A 22,779-nucleotide genomic window follows, 5' to 3' on the forward strand; every position below is an offset into this window, starting at 1 on the left:
CCGTGAAGATCGTCCAGTTGCAGGCCGAGAACGTGAAGCGGCTCAAGGCCGTCGAGATCTCGCCCGAGGGCCACATCGTCGAGATCACCGGGCGGAACGGACAGGGCAAAAGCTCCGTCCTCGACGCAATCTGGTGGGCGCTCGCCGGCACCACGCACATCCAGGCCGTCCCGATCCGCAAGGGCGAGAACGAGGCCCGGATCCGTCTCGACCTTGGGGAGATCAAGGTCGTGCGCACCTTCCGGAAGCGGGAGGACGAGACCTTCACCACGTCGATCGCCGTCGAGAGCACGGACGGCGCCCGGTACCCGTCCCCGCAGCGGATGCTCGACGGGCTGCTCGGCGCCCTGTCGTTCGACCCGCTCGCCTTCACTCGCATGGACGGCAAGGCGCAGCTCGAGGCGTTGAAGCGCTTCGTCACCGGCGTCGACTTCGAGGCGATCGAGCGGGCGAACAAGGCCGATTACGACCGGCGCACCGACGTGAATCGACAGGTGAAGGCGCTCCGTGCGCAGGCCTCCGCGATCGTGGTCCCGGCGGACGCCCCGGCCGAGCGGATCGACGATGCCGCGCTCGTCGCCGAGCTGGAGCAGGCCGGCGACCACAACGCCCTGATCGAGCGGCGCCGGGCTGGCCGCCAGGCCGTCGCGACCGAGGTCAAGCACATGGACGACGAAGCCGAGCGGCTTCGGTCGAACATCGCCGCGCTGACCGAGCGTCTGACCTACCTGGAGGGCGCCGCGGCCGAGAAGCGGGAGCAGCTCGCGAAGGCTGAGGCCCTGCCGGAGGCGATCGACACCGCGGCGCTGCGCGAGCGGATCGCCGATGCTGGCCGGGCCAACGCCGCCCTGGCGCGCCGCGAGGAACGCGCCCGGGTCGAGGCGGAGGCCACCGAGGCGGAGGCGCAGTCGGCCGCCCTCACGAAGGCGATCGAGGAGCGCGTCACGGCCAAGCGCGAGGCCATCGCCAAGGCCGAGCTGCCGGTCCCCGGGCTGGGCTTCGGTGACGACGAGATCCTGCTCGACGGCGTACCGTTCGATCAGGCGTCGAGCGCCGAGCAGCTCCGGACATCGGTCGCCATCGCCATGGCGGCCAACCCGAAGCTCCGCGTCATCCGCGTGCAGGACGGGTCGCTCCTTGATGAGGAGGCCATGCGGATCCTCGCCGAGATGGCCCAGGCCGCGGACTATCAGGTCTGGATCGAGGTGGTTCAGTCCGGGCGGTCCGCCGCCATCGTGATCGAGGACGGCGCCGTGAAGGGCGCTGTCCAGGTCGCGCAGGCTGCGGAGTGACCGGCATGGCTCTGCTCGCACCCGACGCCCCCACGCGTCCGTCCACCGTGCGCATCCACGTCGACCTCTACCAGGGCACCGACGAGTGGATCGCGGCCCGATGCGGCATGCTCACCGCCAGCGAGATGTCGCTGATCCTCACGCCGACCCTCAAGGCGGCCAGGAACGAGAAGGAGCGGGCGCACCTCTACGAGCTGCTCGCCCAGCGGATCACCAAGTTCGTCGAGCCCCGATACGTCAGCGACGACATGCTGCGCGGCCGGGACGACGAGGTCGAGGCGCTCACCCTCTACGCGAAGCACTACGCGCCTACCGAAACGGTCGGCTTCATCACCAACGACCGCTGGGGCTTCACGCTCGGCTACTCGCCCGACGCGCTGGTCGGCAGCGACGGCCTCGTCGAGTGCAAGTCGCGCCGGCAGAAGTACCAGGTCCAGACTTTCCTCGAGCACGTGCCCGAGGGCGCGATCCCGGCCGAGTACGTCCTCCAGATCCAGACCGGGCTCCTCGTCTCCGAGCGGCTCTGGTGTGACCTCGTCTCGTATTCGGGTGGCCTGCCGCTCGCGGTGATCCGCGCGTACCCGGACGAGGCGATCCAGGCCGCGATCCTGTCCGCCGCCGGCGACTTCGAGCAGCGCCTCCGGTCCGCGATGGACCGCTATCGCGACGCCGTGGCCTCGGCCGGCGCCATCCCGACCCAGCGCATCGAACGGGAGATCATGGCGTGATCGACATCTCGCAGACGGTCGCGCCCAAGAGCGACCAGCTCAACGCCGACGACCTGATCGGCGGCCCGCGCACCATCACGGTGACGCGCGTGTCGAAGATGAAGGAGCCGGACCAGCCGATCGCGATCTACTTCGAGGGCGATGGCGGCAAGCCGTACAAGCCCGGCAAGTCTATGCGCCGCGTGCTCCTGCGGATCTGGGGCCAGGACGGCACCGCCTACGTCGGTCGGCGGATGACCCTCTACCGGGACGACGCCGTGCAGTTCGGCGGCGCGGCCGTCGGCGGGATCCGGATCAGCCACATGTCGGGGATCTCCTCGGCGGTGACGATGCCGCTCACGGTGGCCCGGGCCAGCCGCAAGCCGTTCACGGTCAGGCCGCTGCCCGAGGAGCGCTCACGCGCGCCGGAGAAGAGGCAGGACGATCCTGCTCCGGCCAGTGAGCAGCAGGACGCGTCGCGCCAGCCGTCCTCGCGCGACCGCCTGTACGCCGCCGCCCGGGCCGAGGCCGCGAAGGGCAGCGATGCGCTGCGCACCTTCCGAGTTGACCTCGACCCGCGGGCCGACCGCGCTCTGGACGCTATCGCCGACGATCTGGAGCGGATCGCCGCCGCCGCTGATGTCGCCGACGACGACGGGTTCCCGGGCTTCGCACCTCCCGCCGAGGAGGCCGCCTGATGGCCTGCGACTGCCTCACCCAGACCAACGCTCTGCTTGCGGAGCACAACACGAAGCTGCCGGGCACGATCGCGCTCCCGCGCAACGGTGTCCCCGGCTACGTCACCGTGACCCTGCTCACCGAGAAGGTCGCCCCGCGCGGCAAGCGCCCCGTCGTCATGGCGCCGACCTTCTGCCCGTTCTGCGGCGAGCGGTACGTGCCGCTCGCGGCCGTCGCTGAGGAGGCCGCCTGATCATGAGCGAGCGCGAGAACATCCAGCGCATCGCCGCCCTGAGCTTCGCCGAGCATGTCATGCAGGATGCACCTGCAATGTCGTGGCGGCTCGGCAAGCCGGGAACGGGCGCCTACGCATTCCGCGTCACTTGGGCCGCCGGCATGCTGGCGGTCGGAGGCGATCTCGGCACGGCCGTCTACGAGGTTTGGCCGGCATTCAACACTTTGGAGGGGGCGGTTGATTTCGTCGACAAAGCCAACTTCGACTATCTCACGAGTAAGTCGGAGTTCAAGGAGGAATACGACCGCGAGGCAACCGTCGAAGCCCTGATCCAGAGCGCCTACGAGGGCCTGCGGCATAAATGGCAGCCGCAGTTGTTCAAGCAGCTCTGCGACGAATACGGCGGCGACGAGAACGATCCGGCCGATCGGAAGGACGCTGTCCGTAGGTTCCGCGACGACGACAGCATGTCGGCCGAACGCATCTACAACCTGACTGGCGACTTCGAAGATCCGCTCTATCGGCACACGGCGCAATCGCGCTGGGCGTTCGAGGCCGTGAAGCTCTGGGCCGCCAAGATGAAGGCCCAGGCGCCTGCCGCCGAGGTGGCGGCATGACGGCCCTCCGCTGCCCCCACTGCAACCGAACGCTCGCCAGCACCGAGGCGCTGTTCTCGCACGTGAAGGCGAAGCACGGGCTCAAGGCGGCCCGCGCCTGCGTGCCGGAGCACCCGGTCTTCGTGCGCGAGGCCGAGCGCCGCGCGCGTCGCCAGGGCGGCGACCCCGAACCCAGCACGGCCGACCTGGTGATTGAGGCGCAGCTCGACCGGGCCATGGGCCTGCCTGTCGATCGCGACATCGCGGAGATGTTTGATGTCTGACGTGGCGACCATCTTCTGCGCCGACTGCGGCACCGAATGCGCTCTCGTCGACGGCCGCGATGTCGACGCCCACGACCCCGACATCGCCGACGCGTGGGTCTGGGCCTGCCCGGTGTGCCCCGCGTCGTGGGCACATCAGGACGAGGACGGCGGCTGCGTCGGGCTCCCGGCCGGACAGGCGACGGTCAATGCCCGCGCGCTGCTCCGCCTGCAGGTGATGGTGCCGCTCGTCCGACAGGCCCCGCCGAACGAGCAGACCCTCGCCGCGGCCCGCGTCCGCGCCTTCCTCGCTGACCAACTGGATCTGGCCGACCAGGATGGGCTCCTCAACCACCTCAACCTGGATCAGCTCCGGCAGGCATGGCGCGTCCTTCACGCGACGACCTACGACGACGTGCGGATCTGGGCCCAGCGGCACCGCGGCACGAAGCGGCGCGCCCCGGCGAGCGGCGAAGGGGTGGCGGCATGACGGTCCGCGCCTACTACAACGAGGTCGATGCCTATGCCGCCCAGTGGCTCCGCAACCTCATCGCGTCGGGTCTCATCACGGCGGGAGATGTCGACACTCGATCAATTGTCGATGTTCAGCCATCCGACCTTCGGGGCTACACCAGGTGCCACTTCTTCGCCGGCATCGGCGTCTGGGACTATGCCCTGGGCCTCGCAGGCTGGCCCGCGGACCGGCCCGTCTGGACCGGATCGTGCCCCTGCCAACCTTTCTCCGCGGCAGGCCGCCGAGGCGGGACTGCTGACGAGCGGCACCTCTGGCCGGCGTGGCATCACCTCATCGCAGAGTGCGGACCTTCAGAGGTCTTTGGCGAACAGGTTGCGAGCGCGGACGGCCTCGACTGGCTCGACCTTGTTCACGCTGACCTGGACGGCCTTGGCTACGCCTTCGGGGCTGCTGATCTGTGCGCTGCGGGCGTCGGCGCGCCGCACATCCGGCAGCGCTCCTGGTTCGTGGCCCACGCCCTGCGCGGTGGAGCCCTTGCAGGGCGGTCAGCACCAGCGGACGATCAGACCTCGATCACAGCGTGGGGGAGGTTCCGCGCCGAACCTCGCGACAGTAGCGTCTATGGCCTCTTGGCCGACGCCGCAGGCGAACGACGGCACGGGAGCGAACTCGCTGGAGCGGCAGGCGCGACGACGACAGGAAGCGCCGAAGCGGAAGGGCGGGGGAGCGCCGGGCTTCGCGAACCTGCGGGATGCGGCTCAGCTCGCGGCTTGGGCGACGCCGGCAGCGCGGGACTACCGGCATGCGAATGCCCAGAGCTTCGCGGAGCGGGGCGGCGGGAAGAAGGGCGAGCAACTCAACAATCAGGTGGTGCACTTGGCCAGTTGGCCAACGCCGATGGCCGATACGCCAGCGCAGAAGGGCTACAACGAGGCGGGGAACACGGACAGCAGCCGGAAGACGGTAGCGCTGTGTCTCACAGATGGCCCGGCGCGCATCACGGTGGCTGGGACGATGCTGACTGGATCCTCTGCCGGGATGACCGGTGGAGGCCAGTTGAGCCCGGCACATTCCCGCTGGTTGATGGGGCTGCCTTCCGGGTGGGATCGGGCAGCGCCTTTGAAGGCCAGTCGCGGATCGGCATGCTCAAGGGCTACGGCAACGCGATCAACGCGGAAGCTGCCGCGACCTTTATAGCTGCCTGCCTCGACGTCCTGCCGGATCACCGGAGGGCGGCATGAAGGCCAAGCCCTTCTCCGAGGCGGATCTCTGCGCCGCCTTCATCACCGCAGCGACCGCGAAGCCGCAGCGGACCGACCATGCGCAGTGGGTCGCGTACCCCGAGACCGGCGGCTTCGACATCCTGCTCGTCCGGCAGACCGACGGCGTCCAGATCGGGATCGAGGCCAAGCTGGCGCTGAACCCGCTCGTGGTCTCGCAGGTCCTGCCGAAGCGGCAGGAGTGGACGGCTGGTCTCGTCGGCCCGGATTACCGGGCGGTGCTGGTGCCGGCCGACAAGGTCCAGAACAGCCTCCCGGAGATCTGCGAGGCGCTCGGCGTCACGGTCATCCGGATGTTCTCGGATCCGCCCGGCGAGCAGCGGCGCTATGGGCCCGCTTTCGGGCCGAGCCTGCCGCACGAGAGCTTCTGGGGATCAGATGCTCGGAACTGGTTCGAGTGGGCGCCGCTCACCCGGATCAAGCTGCCGGACTACATCCCGGACGTCGTCGCGGGCGCCTCGGCGCCGGTCGCGCTCACGGCCTGGAAGGTGAAAGCGATCCGGCTGTCTGTGCTGCTCGACGAGCGGCCGGTGACCCGCGCCGACTTCAAGCACCTCCAGCTCTCGCCGACGAACTGGCTCAGCCCGGGCGGCTGGCTGGAGCGGACCGCGGCGGGCTGGGTCCGCGGGCCCAAGACTCCCGACTTTAAGGTCCAGCACCCCCGGAACTACGGCGAGATTGCCGCCGACCGCGAGCGCTGGGCGCCGAAGGCTCCAGCCCTCCTCGCACCGTCCCCGTCCCTCACCGCAGCCGAGTAGCAGCATGGCCGAGTCCAGCACCATCACGCGCGAGCCGCCCGTCTCCACGACGCCGGTCCCGATCCTCTACGTGAACTGGCGCGGCGAGACGTCGGTACGCCGGATCGTGCCGGGTCCGACGTGGTTCGGGTCGACCGAGTGGCACCCGGAACCGCAGTGGCTGATGACGGCCGACGAGCCGGACACGGGGAAGCGCCGGGACTTCGCGCTTGCCGGCATCAAGGCGTGGGGCGAGGAGGCGGTCGCCTGCTCCACGATCACGACCAACGGCACGGTGCGCATCATCCCCGCAGAAGAGCCGGTGTTCCTGCTCCGCGGGCAGGATGTGGTCGCCGCCGACACCGTGCGCTGGTGGGTCGAGCAGGCCGAGAACGTGGGCGCGGCTCCGGACATCATCGCGGTGGCGCTGGAGCACGCCGACCGCATGGAGGCGTGGCCCAAGAAGAAGGTCGCCGACCTGTCGCCCGCTCTCGCGACGGGAGGCGCCCGTGGCTGAGACCTCATCCATCGAGTGGACCGACGCGACGTGGCAGCCGATCACCGGGTGCGCCATCGTCTCTCCGGGCTGCACCAACTGCTACGCGATGAAGCTCGCCGGTACGCGGCTCCGCAACCTGCCGTCTCGGAAGGGGCTCACCGTCCAGACGAAGGCCGGCCCGGTGTGGAACGGGAAGGTGCGGCTGAACGAGGAGTGGCTGACCCAGCCGCTCACGTGGCGCCGGCCGCGCAAGATCTTCGTCTGCGCGCACGGCGACCTGTTCGCCGAGGGCGTGCCGGACGAGTGGATCGACCGGGTGTTCGCCGTGATGGCGCTCTGCCCGCAGCACACCTTCCAGGTGCTGACCAAGCGACCGGCCCGGATGCGGGAATGGTTCGAGGAGCGCTGGCAGCCGACACCCGCCCAGCGGATCGAGTGCCCCGGCCTGCCTGCTTTCGAAATGCCCGCTCAGGCCGAGGGCGATGACCGACACGAGCGTGTCTATCAGGCGGCCGGCGAGTTCCTCGACCTCGATACCGACAGCGACCGGTTCTGGAACCCGGACGGCTCGCGGAAGTGGCCGGGGTGGCCGCTCCCGAACGTCTGGCTCGGCGTCTCCGCGGAGGATCAGCGCCGTGCCGACGAGCGCGTGCCGGATCTGCTGGCGACGCCGGCCGCGGTGCGGTTCGTCTCGGCCGAGCCGTTACTCGGGCCGATCGATTTCACACGGATCGAGGCGGCGCCGGAGAAGGACGCGCAAGGGCGTACCACTGCGTACCCGAAGCGCATCAACAGCCTCACCGGGGGCGCGGGGCACTACCCGAGCCCGACCATCTTTCATCCCGACAGCCACGGCATCGGCACGCGCCTCTCGTGGATAATCGTCGGCGGCGAGAGCGGCCCCGGCGCGCGGCCGATGCACCCGGACTGGGCGCGCCAGATCCGCGACGCCTGCGCGGTCGCGGGGGTGGCGTACCTTTTCAAGCAATGGGGTGCCTACCAGCACGGCTCGACGATGGGTCGGGCCCCGTCTTTGGACCGGATCGTCTTCAACGATGGGCGGATCCTGACTGACGTCACGATGCCGGCGTGCAAGGCCGAGGACCGCGAGAACGGCTGGCAGGGCCGTGCTCCCGAGATGATGGCTCTCGTCGGCAAGAAGGCGGCCGGCCGCCTCCTCGACGGCGTCGAGCACAACGGATTCCCGGAGGTGTCCCGTGGCTGACCGTCCCATCCTGTTCAGCGCGCCGATGGTCCAGGCCCTGCTCCGCGAGGCGCGCCAGCCCGGTACGGGCAAGACGCAGACGCGGCGGCTCCTGAAGCCGCAGCCGCCGGAATGGGCGACGTTCTGCCAGCAACCCAGTATGCTCAACGTGGAGCACCGCTGGGTTCCGTCCGGCCTCTGGCGCTGGAGCGAGCCGGAGCAGACCCCGCGGCGGCCCCTGCGCTCGTGGCCGGTGGATGCCGAGGGCGAGCACTACTGGATGCGGCTGCCCTGGCAGGTCGGCGATCGGCTGTGGGTGAGAGAGTCGTGGCGGACGCTTCAGAAGGTCGACTGCCTGAAGCCGCGGGATCTGGCCGACGACCGGTCGAAGGTGACCTACGAGGCAGACCCTGAAAACCGGAACCGGCTCTGGGCACTCGGGAAGCTCCGGCCGTCGCTGTTCATGCCGCGCTGGGCCTCGCGCCTCACGCTGCTAGTGACGGACGTCCGGGTCGAGCGCCTGCAGGACATCAGCGAGGGGGATGCGACCGCGGAGGGCGTCGAGCTCGAAAGCGCGGACCCGCCCTTCCACTACGTGCCCGGGATCTGGCCGCATAGCATCACTGCCGTCGGCGTCGAAGAGCCCGGCGGCCGGCACGCCGCGCGCAGCTTCGCCAAGCTCTGGGGGCACATCAACGGGCCCGAGTCCTGGCAGGCCAACCCGTGGGTGGTCGCCGTCACCTTCTCCGTCCACGCGCGCAACATCGACCAGCTCGCGCCGATCGCCGAGGCCGCGGAATGACCTGCTACGTCGATCAGCCCATCTTCCCTTTCGGGCGCATGATGATGTGCCACCTCTGGGCCGACAGCCTCGACGAGCTGCTGGCGATGGTGGACTGCATCGGCGTCGACCGGAAGTGGATCCAGGGCCACCCGGATCTCTCGTTCGGGAAGCACCGCAACGCCTCGTGGGTCCACTTCGACATCGCGAAGGGCAAGCGCGCTTTAGCGATCCAGGCTGGCGCGCTGGAGACCGATCGCTACGGGGCCAGCTATTTCGACGCGCAGCAGCGCGGACGCACCAAGATGGTCGCGGACATCGAGGCGATCCGGGCCAAGGCCGGGAAACCGGTCGACGGCATCATTCGGCCGACCGAGGGCACGAGCGGGAGGACCGCATGAACCGCCGCGTCTACGCCAAGGACACCAAGGTCTCGGCCGTCCAGAGCAGGGGGCAGATCGAGGCGATCCTGCGCAAGGCCGGCGCCAGCCGCATTGCCACCATGGACGAGCCGCTCGAGGCGATCGGGATGTTCATGTTGGCCGGCCGGCTGATCCGGCTCCGAATTGAGATCCCGGGCGATGCCAGCGAGCAGAAGCGCTGGGCGATCTGGCGGGCGATCCACCTGGTGGTGAAGGCCAAGATCGAGGCGGTGGCGCAGGGGATCACCACCGTGGAGCAGGAGTGGCTCGCGCACGTCGTTCTGCCCGACGGCAGCACGGTCGGCGACTGGGTCGAGCCGCAGCTCCAGGTCGCCTACGACAAGGGCCAGATGCCGACCGACACGCTGATGCTGGAGGGCCCGCGCTGATGCCCCGAGAGCAGTTGGCCAGCGCCGCCGACTTGGTGCGCGAATTCGGCTTCACCGAACGGCACTGGATCCGTCAGGCTGCGGCCGGGCGAATCCCCGGTGCTCGACAGCCGTTCGGTCCGCGGTCATCGTGGGTGTTCGACCTGCGTGCCGTGCGTCAGTGGTGGGATGCTTCGACGAGGACGGTGCCAGAATGGCCGACATCTACCTCCGCGGTAAGACGTGGTGGGCCCGGGTCCAGAAGAACGGCCAGGACATCCGCGAATCCCTCGGAACACGATCTGAAAGCGTTGCTCGCCAACGTCTTGCGGTCTGGCTCTCCGACCTCGAAGCCCAAGCGTGGGGCGGGAAGCCGCGGCTGACGCTCAATGCCGTCATCGCGTCCTTCATCACCGATCACGGGCCGTCTCTGCGGCCGAGCACGCTCCGCCGCTACGGCGTGTCGATCAACTGGCTGAACGAGCACTTCAAGGGCAGCCTGCTCCTGGAGCTGCGCGCCAAGGATCTGAAGGAGTTCGAGACCGCGCGGCGCACGGCCGGTGCCTCGGCTCCGACGGTCCGACGTGACCTCGCCTGCCTGTCGACGATCTTCGGCTTCGCGATTGAGAATGAGTGGGCCGACCTCAACCCGGTGATCCCGTTCCTCAAGCAGCGGGCGAAGCGCGGGTTGCGCGAGGCACCGCCGCGGACCCGCTACCTCAACCGGGCGGAGGAGAGGAGGCTGCTGGAATCGGCGGTGCCCTACGTCCGTGACGCAATTCTGTTCGCGATCTACACCGGCCTGCGCCAGGAGGAGCAGTTTTCGCTCACGTGGCCGCAGATCGACCTCGCCCGGAAGCAACTCACCGTCTCGGCCGAGACCGCCAAGGGCAAGCGCGAGCGCACGGTGATCCTGCTGAAGCCGGCGCTCAAGGTGCTCGCCCGGATGCCGCGGCATCTGACTAGCCCCTACGTCTTCCACCATGGTGCGGCGACGACGAAGCGTGGCGCGGCCCGAGCGGCGGCGGTCGCGCGTCCGGAGCGCAACGACGGCGAGCGGTTCAACCACCTCGACCGAGGGCTCCGGAACGCGGCCGGCCGCGCGAAGGTGAGGGACCTGCGCTGGCACGACCTGCGTCGGACCCATGGCTGCCGCCTGCTCCAGGAGGAAAAGTGGACGATGGAGATGGTGCGCGACCAGCTCGGCCACCGTAGCGTCGTCCAGACGGAGCGCGCCTATGCGTTCCTCGAGGTCGAGGCCCGGCGCACAGCCGCGCACGGAGCCGGCACAAATCCCGGCACAGGGGAGGGCGAGGCATTTCCGCAGGAGATCGACGCCGCCACCGGCTTGGCGATCGTCGCACAAAAGCCGGCACAGGGGCAGCGGACTGATCTGGAAAAGCGAAGTCGTGCAAGACGTTAATACTTGGGGGTATTGGCTTTTGGTACCGCCATTCCCAGGTTCGAATCCTGGCGCCCCAGCCAAAGTCTCAAGATTCTCAGCCGACCGTTGATTCTCCGGCTGTTTTCGGACCCGCCCGGGCCGACCGCTCCGTCCAGGTCCACTCGGGAGGTCCACTTGTCTGGACGGCAGGGATTCCTGCCTTGCCCCGCACCCACCTCCGCCGTCGCCGACAAACGGTCTTTTTTCGCCGTATCATCCCCCATGACCTGCGTCAGAGGTTCGGTCAGCGCGAGATCCTGCGCTCGCTCGGCCAAGCCACGCCGGGCGAGGCCCGACGGATGGCGCAACGCTTGTGGGATGGGACAGAGACCTTGTTCACCCTCGTCCGTTTCAACCGATCGCTCACGCGCGCCGATATCGCCCGGCTCGCGGAGCAGTACTTAGACTCCGAATCTCTGAAGCACGAAGGCCTCATAACGGCTATCGGGCACTACCCCAAGATCGACGACCTTCCTGGTGTCGACAGCGCGATGCTTGAAGACGGAATAGCCGATGGCAGCGATTTCGTCGGAGACTGTCCGAGGGGGACCCTCAATGATCCGGCCGAATGGGAGTTCCTCTATCAGTGCCGACTGGACGGCCTAAAGCGCGACCGGTCACTCAACAAATTCACATCCGTTCGCAGCGCGGCACAGGAACTCGCCTTACGCAACGAGATCGACCTCGACACCCCCACTCAGGAATACGCGCTCTGCCGCGCGCTACTCGACGCCGAAATCACGATCGCTGAGCAGAAACTGGCCTATCTGCGCGACGTCGTCAGGCCTCATCACCCCCTGCACGCGGTCGCCCATCGTCCGATTGTTCCTAACCCGCCCACTCGGTCCGATGCGCCAACGAAAAAGATGGCGCATCAATCTGAGAGATTGTTCAGCGAGATTTGGACCGCCTATAGCGACGATCGCGTCAGACACAACGAATGGAAAGAGGCTATTGCTCGCCAAGCCCAGTCGACAGGGCGTCTTTTCGTCGAGATATGTGGCGACAAGCCGCTCGAGGCCTATGGACCCGCCGATGCCGCAGAGTTCAGGCGTGCTCTGCTCAGCCTTCCTGGGAAATACGACAAGTGCGTTGAGTGGCGTGACATTCAGCGCCGAAGCGGCATCCGCGGCCTGATCGAGCATTGCAACGGTAAGGCGGACATCGATCGCCTGAAGCCTCAGACCTTCAACCGGCACCTTGCGGCCTTGTCGGGCATCTGGCCATGGGCTCAGGTCAACGAAGTCGTTCCCAAGGGTACGCCGTCGATCTTCGACGGTCTGCACATCAACATGAGCCGCGTCCGAGGTCGGCATCACAGCGCTCGGGACGAGCGGCCGGCGTGGAACAGTGACGAACTCGCGGCCGTGCTGAATGCAGATTTGTTTTTCGGAATTCGCAGTCGCCGAAGCTGGAAGAAGCCGGGTCCGCACGTCCTACGTGACGAACGCTACTGGGGCATCCTCATCGGCTGCCACAGCGGCATGCGACGCGGTGAAATATTCCAACTCCGGGTACGACACGTCGTACGACACAAGGAGACAGGAATCTGGCATTTCAATCTCAAGGATCCGACTCTTGACCTGAAAGCCGGAGGAAGCGCCCGATGGGTCCCTCTCCATCAGAATCTGCTGAGTCTCGGGTTGATTGAGGCATTGGTGGAGGGACGAGAAGAGAATGAATTGCTCCTCCCTGAGGGTGAGGCTGGCGCCGAGAAGACGGATACTCTCAATGATGGAGAGAACTCGCCATACGGCAGCGCCTTCGGGAAGTGGTTTCAGCGCTTTAAATCGTACCACGGTGTACGTGCTGACGTCACGTTCCACTCATTTCGACATTCGGCGACCACGCTCATCATAAACGCAGGTGCTCAGCCGAACTTTGTGGAGGAGGTGATTGGCCACGAGAGCAAGACCAGACGGTCTGAAATGGAGCGTTATTACAAAGGTCAGGCCTTGATCAAACTTAAAGACGTTATTGATCGTCTCATCTTACCAATTAACATCGAGAAAATGACCGAGGCCGCGCGCACCGGCGAACCACATCGGGTATCTGATACTCGACGGCAACTGACTGCCTGAAAATGAAATCGGCACGCTGTTTTGGCTATGCAGCGACCTTCCACACGGCTTCTACAGAAACTAGGCCGGCTCGTTTATGTGAAAATTTTGCGAATTCCTTGGTGGGCTATTGTCATGTCAGATACGCGGCTTCGCAGCGGACCTTCCAAACGATAATCGGACGGCTAAATCGGGTGGATTGCAGCTGTTCCGGTTTAGGGAGCAGGTCCGACAAAAGCAGACGCTCGGCAATTGACTGGAAATGGCCGTGACCGGCTGGTCCGCTTCCGAGCCGCTTCGTCGGATAAGCGGACGGCCCCCACCCAAATGCGAACGGGAGCAGGGCGGTCAGGCGCCTCGCCATCCTTATCCAGGGCGGTGCGCCGGCCAGCGCTGGTGCAGGTCGTCGATGACGAAGGCGTGGGCGTGCCGCCGTGCCGCGGCGCCGTCCAGGTGCGGATGGTCTGGCCCGAGGTCGGCGTGTGCATGCTCGACGACGTCCGGGTCCGAGGCGGGCCACAGCACGGCCGCCGCCGCGATGGCCGCTAGGGTGAGCACGCCCAGCACCGCGAGCGTGACCGGCATGCCGGCCTCGGCTCCAAGCCAGCCCGCCAGCGGATAGGTGACGAGCCAGGCGACGTGCGACAGGGCGAACTGAGCCGCGAACACCGCGGGCCGGTCCTCGGTCGTGGCCGAGCGCCGGAGGAGCCGCCCGGTCGGGGTCTGAGCGGCCGAGTAACCGATCCCGAGAACCAGCCATGTGGCGAGCAGCATCGGCCAGCCGATCACGCCGCCCCAGGTCGTTGCGGCGAAGGCGAGCAGCACGACGCCGAGGAGGGCCGCCGCCGGCAGCATCACGGTCCGGTCCGGCAGCCGGTCGAGCACCCGCGGCAGCAGAAGAGCCGCGACCATCGAGCCACCGCCGAACAGGCCGAGCGCGACCGCGACGTCGTTCTGGGGCCGGTGCAGGATGGCCTGCACGATCACGACCGTGTTGACGATGACCATAGAGCCGGCCGCCGACACCGCGAGGTTCAGGGCGAGGAGGCCCCGCAGGCGCGGCGTCGCGAGGTAGATGCGGAGGCCGCGGGTGGTCCGTTCGTAGATCCCGCGGCGCTCGGTCGGCTTCGGGCTCGGTAGGCCGACAGACACGACGAGCGCCGCCGAGCATAGGAAACCGACGACCGTGCCGCCGAACAGCCAGTGGAAGTTGATCACCGTCAGAAGGATGGCGGCGAGCGCCGGGCTGAGCAGGTTCTCCAGGTCGTAGGCCAGCCGCGAGAGGGAGAGCGCCCGGGTGTAGTCGCGCTCCTCCGGCAGGATGTCGGGAATGGTTGCCTGGAAGGTCGGGGTGAAGGCGGCCGAGCAGGACTGGAGCACGAAGACGAGGACGTAGACCTGCCAGATCTGGTCGACGAAGGGCAGGATCAGGGCGACGGCGGCCCTCACAAGGTCGGTCGTCACCAGGAAGGCGCGGCGCGGCAACTGCCCGGTGAAGGCGTTCGCCACCGGCGCGACCAGCACGTAGGCGACCATCTTGATGGCCAGCGCCGTGCCGAGCACCGCACCGGCCTCGGCCTTGGCGAGGCGATAGGCCAGGAGCCCGAGGGCGACCGTCAGCAGGCCGGTGCCGATCAGGGCGACGACCTGCGCGGCGAACAGGTGGCGGTAGGTCCGGTTTGCGAGGACGCTCAGCATCGGGCACCCCTCACAGGTACTTCGCCAGCGCCTTGAACTCGGCGAGCGCGGCCCTGGCCGTTTTGCCGCCGTCGGCGACGCCGTCGCCGATGCAGTGCTCCATGTGGTCCTCGATCAGGGTGCGCTTCGCGTTGGCGATGGCGCTCTCGACCGCTTGGAGTTGCTGGGCGAGGTCGAGGCAGGGCCGGCCCTCGTCGATCATCGCGATGACACCGGCGAGGTGGCCGTGTGCGCGCTTGAGGCGCTTGACGATGTCCGGGTGGGAGGCGTGCACGTGTTCCATGTTGACATGCTATCCTCCTGGATAGGATAAGGGAAGGGTATTTGACGCGTCGGTCGGACCACGGCTCGACGGGGAGATTGGATCGGGTGTCATTCGGGCGGCGTCTCATGACGATGGCCGTGGCGTTGCTGCTGTCGGCGGTGACGGTGCTGCCGCTGCTCGCCCATGGCCGGCACGAGGCGACGGGTCCCGTCGCGCACGCCATGCCGTCGACGGCGGTGCAGGATCATGCGACCGACCACCAGGATGCCGACGAGTTGATCCACCACACGCAATCGCACGCGCAGGGTGTCATGCCGACCGCGGCCGAGGCTCCCGCGGCCGGCCGGGCCTCGGTGGCGCGACCATTCACCTGCGCGGACGATGCCTGCCGCTTCGGCGGCGCTGCCGAGGGGCCGTTCGAGCCACCGAGGGCCTGAGGCCGCTCACCTCGCCCTTTCCTCGAACCACGGCTCCGCGCAGGTGCGCGGCACGCCGCCATGGCATCGACATGCTCAAACGCCTCATACCCGTGCTGCTGGCCGTCGCCGGCGGCTTCCTGATCGCGACCTGGTGGCCCGGGGCTCCCGAGGCCGTCCGCGCGATGCTGTCCCCCACCAAGGGCGGGAACGCTCCCGCCAAGCCAGAGCCTCTTCCGGCGGCCAAGGGCGAGCCGGAGAGGCCCGGCCTCGTCGCGCTGACGGACGACCAGATCGCCAAGGCGGGGATTCGGACGGGCACGGTCGGCGGAGGCAGCCTCTCGCGCCACCTGCACGTGCCGGGCACCGTCATCCCGAGCGCCAACCTGACCGCCCGCATCGCGGTCAAGACCACCGGGACGGTCGTCGAACTGCGCAAGGGGCTCGGCGACACGGTCGCGAAGGGCGAGGTCGTGGCGCTGCTCGACAGCCGCGAGATCGCCGAGACCAAGGGCGAGTACCTGGCGGCGCGGGTCTCGGCCGCCCTGCAGAAGACGCTCTACGAGCGCGACAAGGAGCTTTGGGACAAGCGCATCTCGTCCGAGCAGCAGTACCTGCGCTCGCAGGCCAGCTACCAGGACCTCAAGGTCAAGGAGGACGCCGCCCGGCGCAAGCTGACCTTCCTGGGCCTCAGCCAAGCCGAGATCGACGCCCTGCCGAAGCAGCCGGAGGCTCAGTTCGAGCGTCAGGAGATCCGCTCGCCCATCGCGGGCAAGATCGTCGAGCGCCGCGTCGACCCCGGGGCCGCGGTCGGACGGGACAACCTGGAGACCGAGCTCTACTCGGTCGTCGACCTGTCGAAGGTCTGGATCGACCTCGCGGTCAGTCCCGGCGACATGCCGCTCGTGCGCGAGGGCCAGGCCGTGACCGTCCGGGCCGAGGCGACCGGGGAGGCCGCGAAGGGCCGGATCGTCTTCATCGTGCCCGTCCTCGACCAAGCCACCCGCGCGGCCAGGGTCGTCGCGGAACTGGCCAACCCTGACGAGACGTGGCGGCCGGGCTCGTTCGTCGCCGCGGAGATCGTCATCTCCGAGAAGCCGGTGCGCGTCCTCGTCCCGGCCTCGGCGATCCAGACCCTGGAGGGCAAGCCCAACGTCTTCGTGCGCGTGGCCGAAGGCTTCGAGGCGCGCCCGGTCAAGCTCGGGCGGTCGGACGACGACGACGTGGAGGTGACGGAGGGGCTCGATCCCGGCCAGGCGGTGGTCGTAGCGAACTCGTTCACGCTCAAGTCCGAGCTCGGCAAGGCCGCGGCGGAGGACTGAACCATGATCCGTTCCATCCTCGGCTTCTCCGTCGCCAACCGCTACGCCGTCATCCTGGTGACCCTCATCGCCACCGCCTTCGGGGCGTGGTCGCTCGCGCGCTTGCCCATCGACGCTGTGCCCGACGTCACCAACAACCAGGTGCAGATCAACGCCATCGCCCCGGCGCTGACGCCGGTCGAGATCGAGAAGCAGGTCACGGTGCTGCTGGAACGCGCGCTGGCCGGCACGCCGGGGCTGGAAAGCATGCGCTCCTTCTCGCGCAACGGCTTCGCCCAGTTGACGGCCGTGTTCAGCGACAAGGTCGACGTGTACTTCGCGAGGACCCAGGTCAACGAGCGCCTGACCGAGGTGCGCGGCACCCTTCCGCCCGGGGTCGAGGTGAAGCTCGGGCCGATCTCGACCGGCCTCGGCGAGATCTACTGGTGGTCGGTGGAGTATCTGCCCCCAGGCGAGGGCGTGCCCGTGAGGGACGGCCGTTCTGGCTGGCAGACGGACGGGAGCTACCTGACGCCCGAGGGCGAGCGGCTGAGGTCCGACTTCGAGCGCACGGTCTACCTGCGGACCGTGCAGGATTGGATCATCCGGCCGCAGATGAAGAGTGTGCCGGGCGTGGCCGGGGCCGACGCCATCGGCGGCTTCGTGAAGGAGTACCAGGTCCGGCCGGACCCGATGAAGCTCGTGGGCTACGGCCTGTCCTTCGCTGACGTCACCCGCGCCATCGAGGCGAACAACGCCACGCGCGGGGCTAACTACGTCGAACGCAACGGCGAGGGCTACGTCGTCCGGGCCGGCGGCCTCATCGAGAACGTCGACCAGATCCGGGACATCGTGGTGGCGACCCGGGCCGGGGTGCCCATCCTAGTGAAGGACGTCGCGGAGGTCGGAATCGGACAGGAGCTCCGGACCGGTTCGGCCAGCGAGAACGGGCACGAGGTGGTGCTGGGCACGGCCCTGATGCTGATCGGCGAGAACAGCCGCACGGTCTCGGCCGCCGCAGACGCCAAGATCCGGGAGATCAACAAGCTCCTGCCGCCCGGCATCCAGGCCCGGACGCTCCTCAGCCGCACCGACCTCGTCGACGCGACCATCCGGACGGTGGGCAGGAACCTCGCCGAGGGCGCGCTGCTGGTCATCGCGGTGCTGTTCCTCACGCTGGGGAACATACGGGCAGCCGTCATCACCGCCCTGGTCATCCCCGTGACGATGATGCTCACGGCCACCGGCATGCTGGCGGGGAGGATCAGCGCCAACCTGATGAGCCTGGGCGCCCTCGACTTCGGCCTCATCGTCGACGGTGCGGTCATTATCGCGGAGAACAGCCTGCGGCACCTCGCCGAGCGACAACACGAGCTTGGACGCCGGCTCGGCCTGGACGAGAGGCTGGAGACGGTGCGGGTCTCGGCCGAGGAGATGATCAAGCCGAGCGTCTACGGGCAGGCCATCATCATCCTGGTCTACGTGCCCCTGCTGACCTTCACCGGCGTGGAGGGCAAGACCTTCACGCCAATGGCGCTGACGGTCCTGATCGCGCTCGTGGCGGCGTTTGTGCTGTCGCTCACCTTCGTCCCGGCGATGATCGCGACCTTCGTCACCGGGCGGGTCAGCGAGGGCGACAACGCCTTGGTCCGCGTCCTGAAGGCGGCCTACCGGCCGGTACTGTGCGGTGCCATCCGGTCACCGATAACCTTCATCGTCGGTGCGCTGGTCGTTCTCGGGATCGCCGGAGCGCTGGCGACGCGGCTAGGGCAGGAGTTCACGCCGACGCTCGACGAGAAGAACATCGTCATGGAGGCGCGCCGCATCCCATCGACGTCGATCACGCAGTCGCAGGCGATGCAGCTCGGCGTCGAGGAGACGATGAGCAAGTTCCCGGAGGTGGCCTTCGTCTACTCGCGCTGCGGCACGCCCGACATCGCCGCCGACCCGATGCCGCCGAACGCCTGCGACGCCTACCTCATCCTCAAGCCGCAGAGCGCCTGGCCCGACCCGCACGAGAGCAAAGAGGCGCTTATCGGACGGATGGAGGCGGAGGCGAAGCTGATCCCCGGCACGCTGCTCGGCTTTTCCCAGCCCATCCAGATGCGCTTCAACGAGCTCATCGCCGGCGTGCGCGACGACCTCGCCGTGAAGGTGTTCGGCGAGGAGTTCGGTCCGATGGTCGAGGGGGCCCGTAAGATCGCCGGCATCCTGCGCAGCCTGGAGGGCGCCGCCGACGTGAAGGTCGAGGAGGCGGTCGGGCTGCCGTTCCTTGAGATCAAGATCGACCGGCGCGAGATCGCCCGGCGCGGCCTGAGCATGGCCGACGTGCAGGACGTCATCGGCACGGCCGTCGGCGGCAAGGATGCCGGGCTGGTGTTCGAGGGCGACCGGCGCTTCGCCATCGTGGTTCGCCTCGCCGACGACGTCCGAGGAGACGTCGAGGCCCTGAAGAACCTCCCCGTCCCGCTGCCGCCCGCGCAGGCGGCTCCGGCCCGGTCGGGTACCGGCGTGCCGACCGCGCCGGGAGCGATGGGCATGAGCGTGCCGCTCCGCCAACTAGCGACCTTCACCTTCACGGAGGGGCCGAACCAGGTCAGCCGCGAGAACGGGCGGCGGCGCGTGGTGGTGACCGCGAACGTGCGCGGTCGCGACATCGGCTCGCTCGTGGCGGAGGCGCAGGAGCGAATTGCCGCGGAGGTGAGGCTGCCAGCCGGCTACGAGGTGCGCTGGGGCGGTCAGTTCGAGAACCTGACCGCCGCCCGGCAACGCCTGATGGTGGTCGTGCCGGCGGCCTTCGCGCTGATCTTCATCCTTCTGCTCGGGGCGCTCGGCTCCGCGCGCGACGCGTCCATCGTGTTCAGCGCCGTGCCGATGGCCCTGACCGGCGGCGTGGCCGCCCTGTGGGTCCGCGACATGCCGTTCTCGGTATCGGCGGCGGTGGGGTTCATCGCGCTGTCGGGCGTGGCGGTGCTGAACGGCCTGGTGCTGCTCAACCATATCCGGACGCTGGTTGCGGGGGGCATGGCCATCCCCGAGGCGGTCCGGGACGGGGCGCTGACCAGGCTGCGTCCCGTGGTGATGACGGCGCTGGTCGCCGCCCTCGGCTTCGTGCCGATGGCCCTGGCGACGGGGACGGGCGCCGAGGTGCAACGGCCGCTGGCGACGGTGGTCATCGGCGGCCTCGTCAGCGCGACCCTGCTCACCCTGCTGGTCTTGCCGGCGCTCTACGTCCGCTTCGGCCGGGCGGCGACGGGAGTGCGTGTCACGGAGGTGCGGCAACCTGCGCTGTGCGAGGCAGTGCGTTGAGGAAAGCCCGTGCGAGCGTGATGGCCGTTAGGTCCGCCTCCTGGTCGATCCCAGGTCGCGTGCCATCGCCGACGACTGAACCTGTTTCGGCTCATGGCCGGTCGGTCAGCCTTGAATGTCGACAGTCCATGCGGCCGCGTGGTCCTGGTGTGCGTGGCTGATGCCTTGCCAGCCTAGCCAGCCGGTGTAGAGGCCGACCAGGACGATCAGGGCGGCCGAGGCGTAAGGGGCCTGCCGGGCGAAGGCGTCGAACCCGGACCAGCGGGAGGCGACATGCTTGACGCTCAGCGCCGCGACGACGCCGGCCGAGACCATGGTCAGCGCCAGGCCGATGCTGAAGCAGACGACGAGCGCGAAGCCCAGGCTGAACTGCTTGAGCTGGATGCACAGGAGCAGGACCGTGATGGCTGCCGGGCACGGGATCAGCCCTCCGGTCAAGCCGAACAGCACGATCTGGCCGGTCGTCACATGCCGGCCCGCGAAGCGGCGGCGGATGTCCTCGGCATGGGCCCGGGCGTGGGCGTCGTCCTCGTCGCCCAGGTTCATGTGCCCGTGGTCATGGTCGTGCTCCTCGAACGCGACCTCGTGGATCTCGGCTCCGGCCGGCCCGTTGAGGCGCAGACGTGCCGTGAAGGCGTGCGGCTCCGGGATCTCCTCCAGGCTCTCCAGGAATTCGCCGCGGTGCGCGAAGGCGAACGCCTGCCGACCGCCGTCCGGGCGAAGCGTCTCGACGGTCATGCTCCCGGGAGCCGGTAGCTCACCCCGCTCCGCACGCACCCGCCAGCGCGGCGGCACCCCGTCCTCGAACACTTCCAGCGTCAGGAGACCGGCCCTGGTCGTGACGTGCTTCGTCTCGTCGTGATGGTGATGATGGTCGTGGTGCTGCTCGCGCCACGTGCGCCACGCCATCCAAAGCGCGATGCCGACGATGAGCACCGCGGAGGCGAGCTGGAAGTACGGCTCGCTCGCTTGGCCGCCCCATTCCTGGCCGAGATACTGCCCGCCGAGGGCAATGACCCAAACTACGGCGGTGTGCGAGAGCGTCGCCGCCAGCCCAAGCAGCACCGCCTGCGTGACCGTGCCTCGGACCGCGATGATGAAGGCGGCCATCATCGTCTTGGAGTGGCCGGGCTCAAGCCCGTGCAGGGCGCCGAGCAGGATCGCGCTCGGCACGAACAGCCAGGCATGCGCGGTGCCCTGCTGGAGCAGGTCAGGCAAGGAGGTCATGAGGTCTCGTCACTTGAGGTAGGTCCGCACCACCTCGATCAGCTCGGCGGCCCCCCGGGCGCGCTCTGTGTCCGGCTCGGCGTCCGGGTTCACGACGTGGTGGCGGATGTGGTCTTCCATCAATTCGGCGGTCAGCCCGTTGATGGCACCCCGCATCGAGGCGACCAGCATCAGGACGTCGGCGCAGCCGAGCTCGGCCTCCAGGGCCCGCTCGACGGCTTCCGCCTGTCCCTTGATCCGGCGCACACGCGCCAGGAGCTTGGTCCTTTCCTTGATCGTGTGGGCCATCACAGGCTTCCTCGTTATGGCGACACATAGGGGGGTACCCTATGTGTGTCCAGCGGCGTCGATGCCGTGGTGTGTGCGGAGCCGTACCATGAAGAAGGACGATCCCTGCATCGGGGTTTGCCAGTGGGACGGGCGCACCGGCTGGTGCCTCGGCTGCGGCCGCACAATCCCCGAGATCCGCGCGTGGAAGAAAATGACACCCTACCGGCGGACCGCCCTCGCGCGCGAGCTGCCCCGGCGGGTCGAGCAAGTCTCGGCCACACGGGAGCCGGCCCACTCCGACCTCGGGGACGCTTGACAGGGTGGGCGCTGGCGGGATGTATTGACTCATCGGGGAGCGATCCCCCGACGAGGCTTCGGCTGAAGAATCGCGTCCCATCTGCACTTGCTGCAAGGACGCGTCATGCCTGTGCCCAACACCATTACCGTCGACAAACTCGCGCGCCTGATCGGAACTCCCGGCTGCCCGGCCGTCGTCGACGTGCGCACCTACAAGGAATTCCTCGCCGACCAGCGGTACGTGCCCGGTTCCCTCGTCCGGGAGGCTAGCCGGGTCGCCGAGTGGGCGCCGGCGCTGCGCGGCAGGTCGGTCGTCGTGGTCTGCGAGGACGGGCGCCGGCACAGCCACGGCGTCGCTGCCTGGCTGCGCAGCGCCGGCGTGAACGCCGAGGCTCTGCAGGGTGGTATCGCAGACTGGGCGGCCGCCGAACTGCCGATGGTCCCGGCCGACAAGGTCCGCAACCGCGACGAGCAGGGCCGAACCGTCTGGGTCACGCGCGCCCGACCCAAAGTCGACCGTATCGCCTGTCCCTGGCTGATCCGCCGCTTCGTCGACCCCGACGCGGTCTTCCTGTTCGTGCCGCCGGGTGAGGTCGTCGGCGTTGCGGAACGGTTCGAGGCCGCACCCTTCGACATCGACGACCCGGGCACCTTCTGGAGCCACCGGGGCGAGCTCTGCACCTTCGACGTCATGGTCGAGGAGCTCGGCCTCGCCACGCCGCCGCTCCTGCACCTCGCGACGCTCGTGCGCGGGGCCGACACGGGCCGGCCAGACCTGGCGCCGGAGGCGGCCGGGCTGCTCGCGGCATCGCTCGGCCTGTCGCGCATCTATGCCAATGACATGGAGCAGCTCGACGCCGGCATGCTCCTCTACGACGCCTTCTATCGCTGGTGCCGGGACGCAACGGAGGAGCGTCACGACTGGGTGGGCGACCGCACTAAGGGGAAGGCCTGA

The 22,779-nt window shown here is 68.4% G+C and carries 25 protein-coding genes; 21 read left to right on the forward strand and 4 right to left on the reverse strand.

The annotated features are described in order from the left end of the window. Positions 1–2: 2 nt before the first annotated feature. The 16 genes from ABC766_RS29640 (at position 3) to ABC766_RS29715 (ending at position 13,062) form a co-directional block, all read left to right on the forward strand. A complete protein-coding gene (locus ABC766_RS29640; RefSeq protein WP_345820173.1) occupies positions 3–1,292 on the forward strand; it encodes an AAA family ATPase in 1,290 nt (429 codons plus the stop codon). Between the two features lie 5 nt (positions 1,293–1,297). Next, a complete protein-coding gene (locus tag ABC766_RS29645; protein WP_345820174.1) occupies positions 1,298–2,020 on the forward strand; it encodes a YqaJ viral recombinase family protein in 723 nt (240 codons plus the stop codon). Beyond that, positions 2,017–2,697, forward strand: a complete 681-nt coding sequence (locus tag ABC766_RS29650; RefSeq protein WP_345820175.1) for a hypothetical protein — start codon at positions 2,017–2,019, stop codon at positions 2,695–2,697. The genes ABC766_RS29645 and ABC766_RS29650 overlap by 4 nt, the downstream gene beginning before the upstream one ends. After that, a complete protein-coding gene (locus tag ABC766_RS29655; RefSeq protein WP_043387412.1) occupies positions 2,697–2,930 on the forward strand; it encodes a hypothetical protein in 234 nt (77 codons plus the stop codon). Before ABC766_RS29650 ends, ABC766_RS29655 begins: the two co-directional genes overlap by 1 nt. A 2-nt stretch (positions 2,931–2,932) precedes the next feature. After that, positions 2,933–3,529 carry a hypothetical protein gene (locus tag ABC766_RS29660; RefSeq protein WP_043387411.1) on the forward strand — a complete coding sequence of 199 codons (597 nt, stop codon included), beginning with the start codon at positions 2,933–2,935 and terminating at the stop codon, positions 3,527–3,529. Beyond that, positions 3,526–3,792 (forward strand): hypothetical protein, encoded by a 267-nt coding sequence (locus ABC766_RS29665; RefSeq protein ID WP_043387410.1) that lies wholly within the window; start codon positions 3,526–3,528, stop codon positions 3,790–3,792. The genes ABC766_RS29660 and ABC766_RS29665 overlap by 4 nt, the downstream gene beginning before the upstream one ends. Beyond that, positions 3,785–4,261: a hypothetical protein gene (locus tag ABC766_RS29670; protein ID WP_345820176.1), complete on the forward strand. Its 477-nt coding sequence runs from the start codon at positions 3,785–3,787 to the stop codon at positions 4,259–4,261. The genes ABC766_RS29665 and ABC766_RS29670 overlap by 8 nt, the downstream gene beginning before the upstream one ends. Then, positions 4,258–5,487 (forward strand): DNA cytosine methyltransferase, encoded by a 1,230-nt coding sequence (locus ABC766_RS29675; RefSeq protein WP_345820177.1) that lies wholly within the window; start codon positions 4,258–4,260, stop codon positions 5,485–5,487. Before ABC766_RS29670 ends, ABC766_RS29675 begins: the two co-directional genes overlap by 4 nt. Further along, on the forward strand, positions 5,484–6,284 hold the full coding sequence (locus ABC766_RS29680) for a hypothetical protein (protein ID WP_345820178.1): 801 nt from the start codon (positions 5,484–5,486) through the stop codon (positions 6,282–6,284). Before ABC766_RS29675 ends, ABC766_RS29680 begins: the two co-directional genes overlap by 4 nt. 4 nt (positions 6,285–6,288) lie before the next feature. Continuing rightward, a complete protein-coding gene (locus ABC766_RS29685) occupies positions 6,289–6,780 on the forward strand; it encodes a hypothetical protein (protein WP_345820179.1) in 492 nt (163 codons plus the stop codon). Continuing rightward, a complete protein-coding gene (locus tag ABC766_RS29690) occupies positions 6,773–7,987 on the forward strand; it encodes a phage Gp37/Gp68 family protein (RefSeq protein WP_345820180.1) in 1,215 nt (404 codons plus the stop codon). Before ABC766_RS29685 ends, ABC766_RS29690 begins: the two co-directional genes overlap by 8 nt. Next, a complete protein-coding gene (locus tag ABC766_RS29695) occupies positions 7,980–8,768 on the forward strand; it encodes a hypothetical protein (protein WP_345820181.1) in 789 nt (262 codons plus the stop codon). The genes ABC766_RS29690 and ABC766_RS29695 overlap by 8 nt, the downstream gene beginning before the upstream one ends. Beyond that, positions 8,765–9,148 (forward strand): DUF4031 domain-containing protein, encoded by a 384-nt coding sequence (locus tag ABC766_RS29700; RefSeq protein ID WP_345820182.1) that lies wholly within the window; start codon positions 8,765–8,767, stop codon positions 9,146–9,148. Before ABC766_RS29695 ends, ABC766_RS29700 begins: the two co-directional genes overlap by 4 nt. Continuing rightward, complete coding sequence (locus ABC766_RS29705; protein WP_345820183.1) at positions 9,145–9,558, forward strand: hypothetical protein; 414 nt, start codon at positions 9,145–9,147, stop codon at positions 9,556–9,558. The genes ABC766_RS29700 and ABC766_RS29705 overlap by 4 nt, the downstream gene beginning before the upstream one ends. A gap of 193 nt (positions 9,559–9,751) precedes the next feature. After that, positions 9,752–10,960 carry a site-specific integrase gene (locus ABC766_RS29710; protein WP_345820184.1) on the forward strand — a complete coding sequence of 403 codons (1,209 nt, stop codon included), beginning with the start codon at positions 9,752–9,754 and terminating at the stop codon, positions 10,958–10,960. 182 nt (positions 10,961–11,142) lie between these two features. Further along, positions 11,143–13,062, forward strand: a complete 1,920-nt coding sequence (locus ABC766_RS29715; protein ID WP_123834326.1) for a DUF6538 domain-containing protein — start codon at positions 11,143–11,145, stop codon at positions 13,060–13,062. 345 nt (positions 13,063–13,407) lie between these two features. Here the strand turns inward: ABC766_RS29715 and ABC766_RS29720 are convergent, their stop codons facing one another. Beyond that, on the reverse strand, positions 13,408–14,739 hold the full coding sequence (locus ABC766_RS29720) for an MFS transporter (RefSeq protein WP_024830174.1): 1,332 nt from the start codon (positions 14,737–14,739) through the stop codon (positions 13,408–13,410). Between the two features lie 10 nt (positions 14,740–14,749). Next, entirely contained in the window at positions 14,750–15,022 is a 273-nt protein-coding gene (locus ABC766_RS29725; RefSeq protein ID WP_024830175.1) for a metal-sensing transcriptional repressor, read from the reverse strand. Positions 15,023–15,141: 119 nt separating this feature from the next. Here ABC766_RS29725 and ABC766_RS29730 point away from each other — a divergent pair, with 119 nt between their 5' ends. The 3 genes from ABC766_RS29730 (at position 15,142) to ABC766_RS29740 (ending at position 20,030) form a co-directional block, all read left to right on the forward strand. Beyond that, the gene (locus ABC766_RS29730; protein WP_345820185.1) at positions 15,142–15,441 is read left to right on the forward strand and encodes a hypothetical protein; all 300 of its coding nucleotides are present in this window, start codon (positions 15,142–15,144) and stop codon (positions 15,439–15,441) included. Between the two features lie 71 nt (positions 15,442–15,512). Beyond that, positions 15,513–16,742 carry an efflux RND transporter periplasmic adaptor subunit gene (locus ABC766_RS29735; RefSeq protein ID WP_024830177.1) on the forward strand — a complete coding sequence of 410 codons (1,230 nt, stop codon included), beginning with the start codon at positions 15,513–15,515 and terminating at the stop codon, positions 16,740–16,742. A 3-nt stretch (positions 16,743–16,745) separates the two neighbouring features. Beyond that, positions 16,746–20,030, forward strand: coding sequence for an efflux RND transporter permease subunit (locus tag ABC766_RS29740; protein ID WP_024830178.1), 3,285 nt, complete (start codon positions 16,746–16,748; stop codon positions 20,028–20,030). A gap of 105 nt (positions 20,031–20,135) precedes the next feature. Here the strand turns inward: ABC766_RS29740 and ABC766_RS29745 are convergent, their stop codons facing one another. After that, the gene (locus ABC766_RS29745) at positions 20,136–21,257 is read right to left on the reverse strand and encodes a nickel/cobalt efflux transporter (protein WP_024830179.1); all 1,122 of its coding nucleotides are present in this window, start codon (positions 21,255–21,257) and stop codon (positions 20,136–20,138) included. 9 nt (positions 21,258–21,266) lie between these two features. After that, positions 21,267–21,545, reverse strand: coding sequence for a metal/formaldehyde-sensitive transcriptional repressor (locus ABC766_RS29750; protein WP_024830180.1), 279 nt, complete (start codon positions 21,543–21,545; stop codon positions 21,267–21,269). 88 nt (positions 21,546–21,633) lie between these two features. On the opposite strand from ABC766_RS29750, the gene ABC766_RS29755 reads away from it, so the two are divergent. Beyond that, complete coding sequence (locus ABC766_RS29755; protein WP_024830181.1) at positions 21,634–21,843, forward strand: DUF1289 domain-containing protein; 210 nt, start codon at positions 21,634–21,636, stop codon at positions 21,841–21,843. 105 nt (positions 21,844–21,948) lie between these two features. After that, positions 21,949–22,779: a chromate resistance protein ChrB domain-containing protein gene (locus ABC766_RS29760; RefSeq protein WP_024830182.1), complete on the forward strand. Its 831-nt coding sequence runs from the start codon at positions 21,949–21,951 to the stop codon at positions 22,777–22,779.

Source organism: Methylobacterium fujisawaense, assembly GCF_039619325.1.
GTDB lineage: Bacteria > Pseudomonadota > Alphaproteobacteria > Rhizobiales > Beijerinckiaceae > Methylobacterium > Methylobacterium fujisawaense.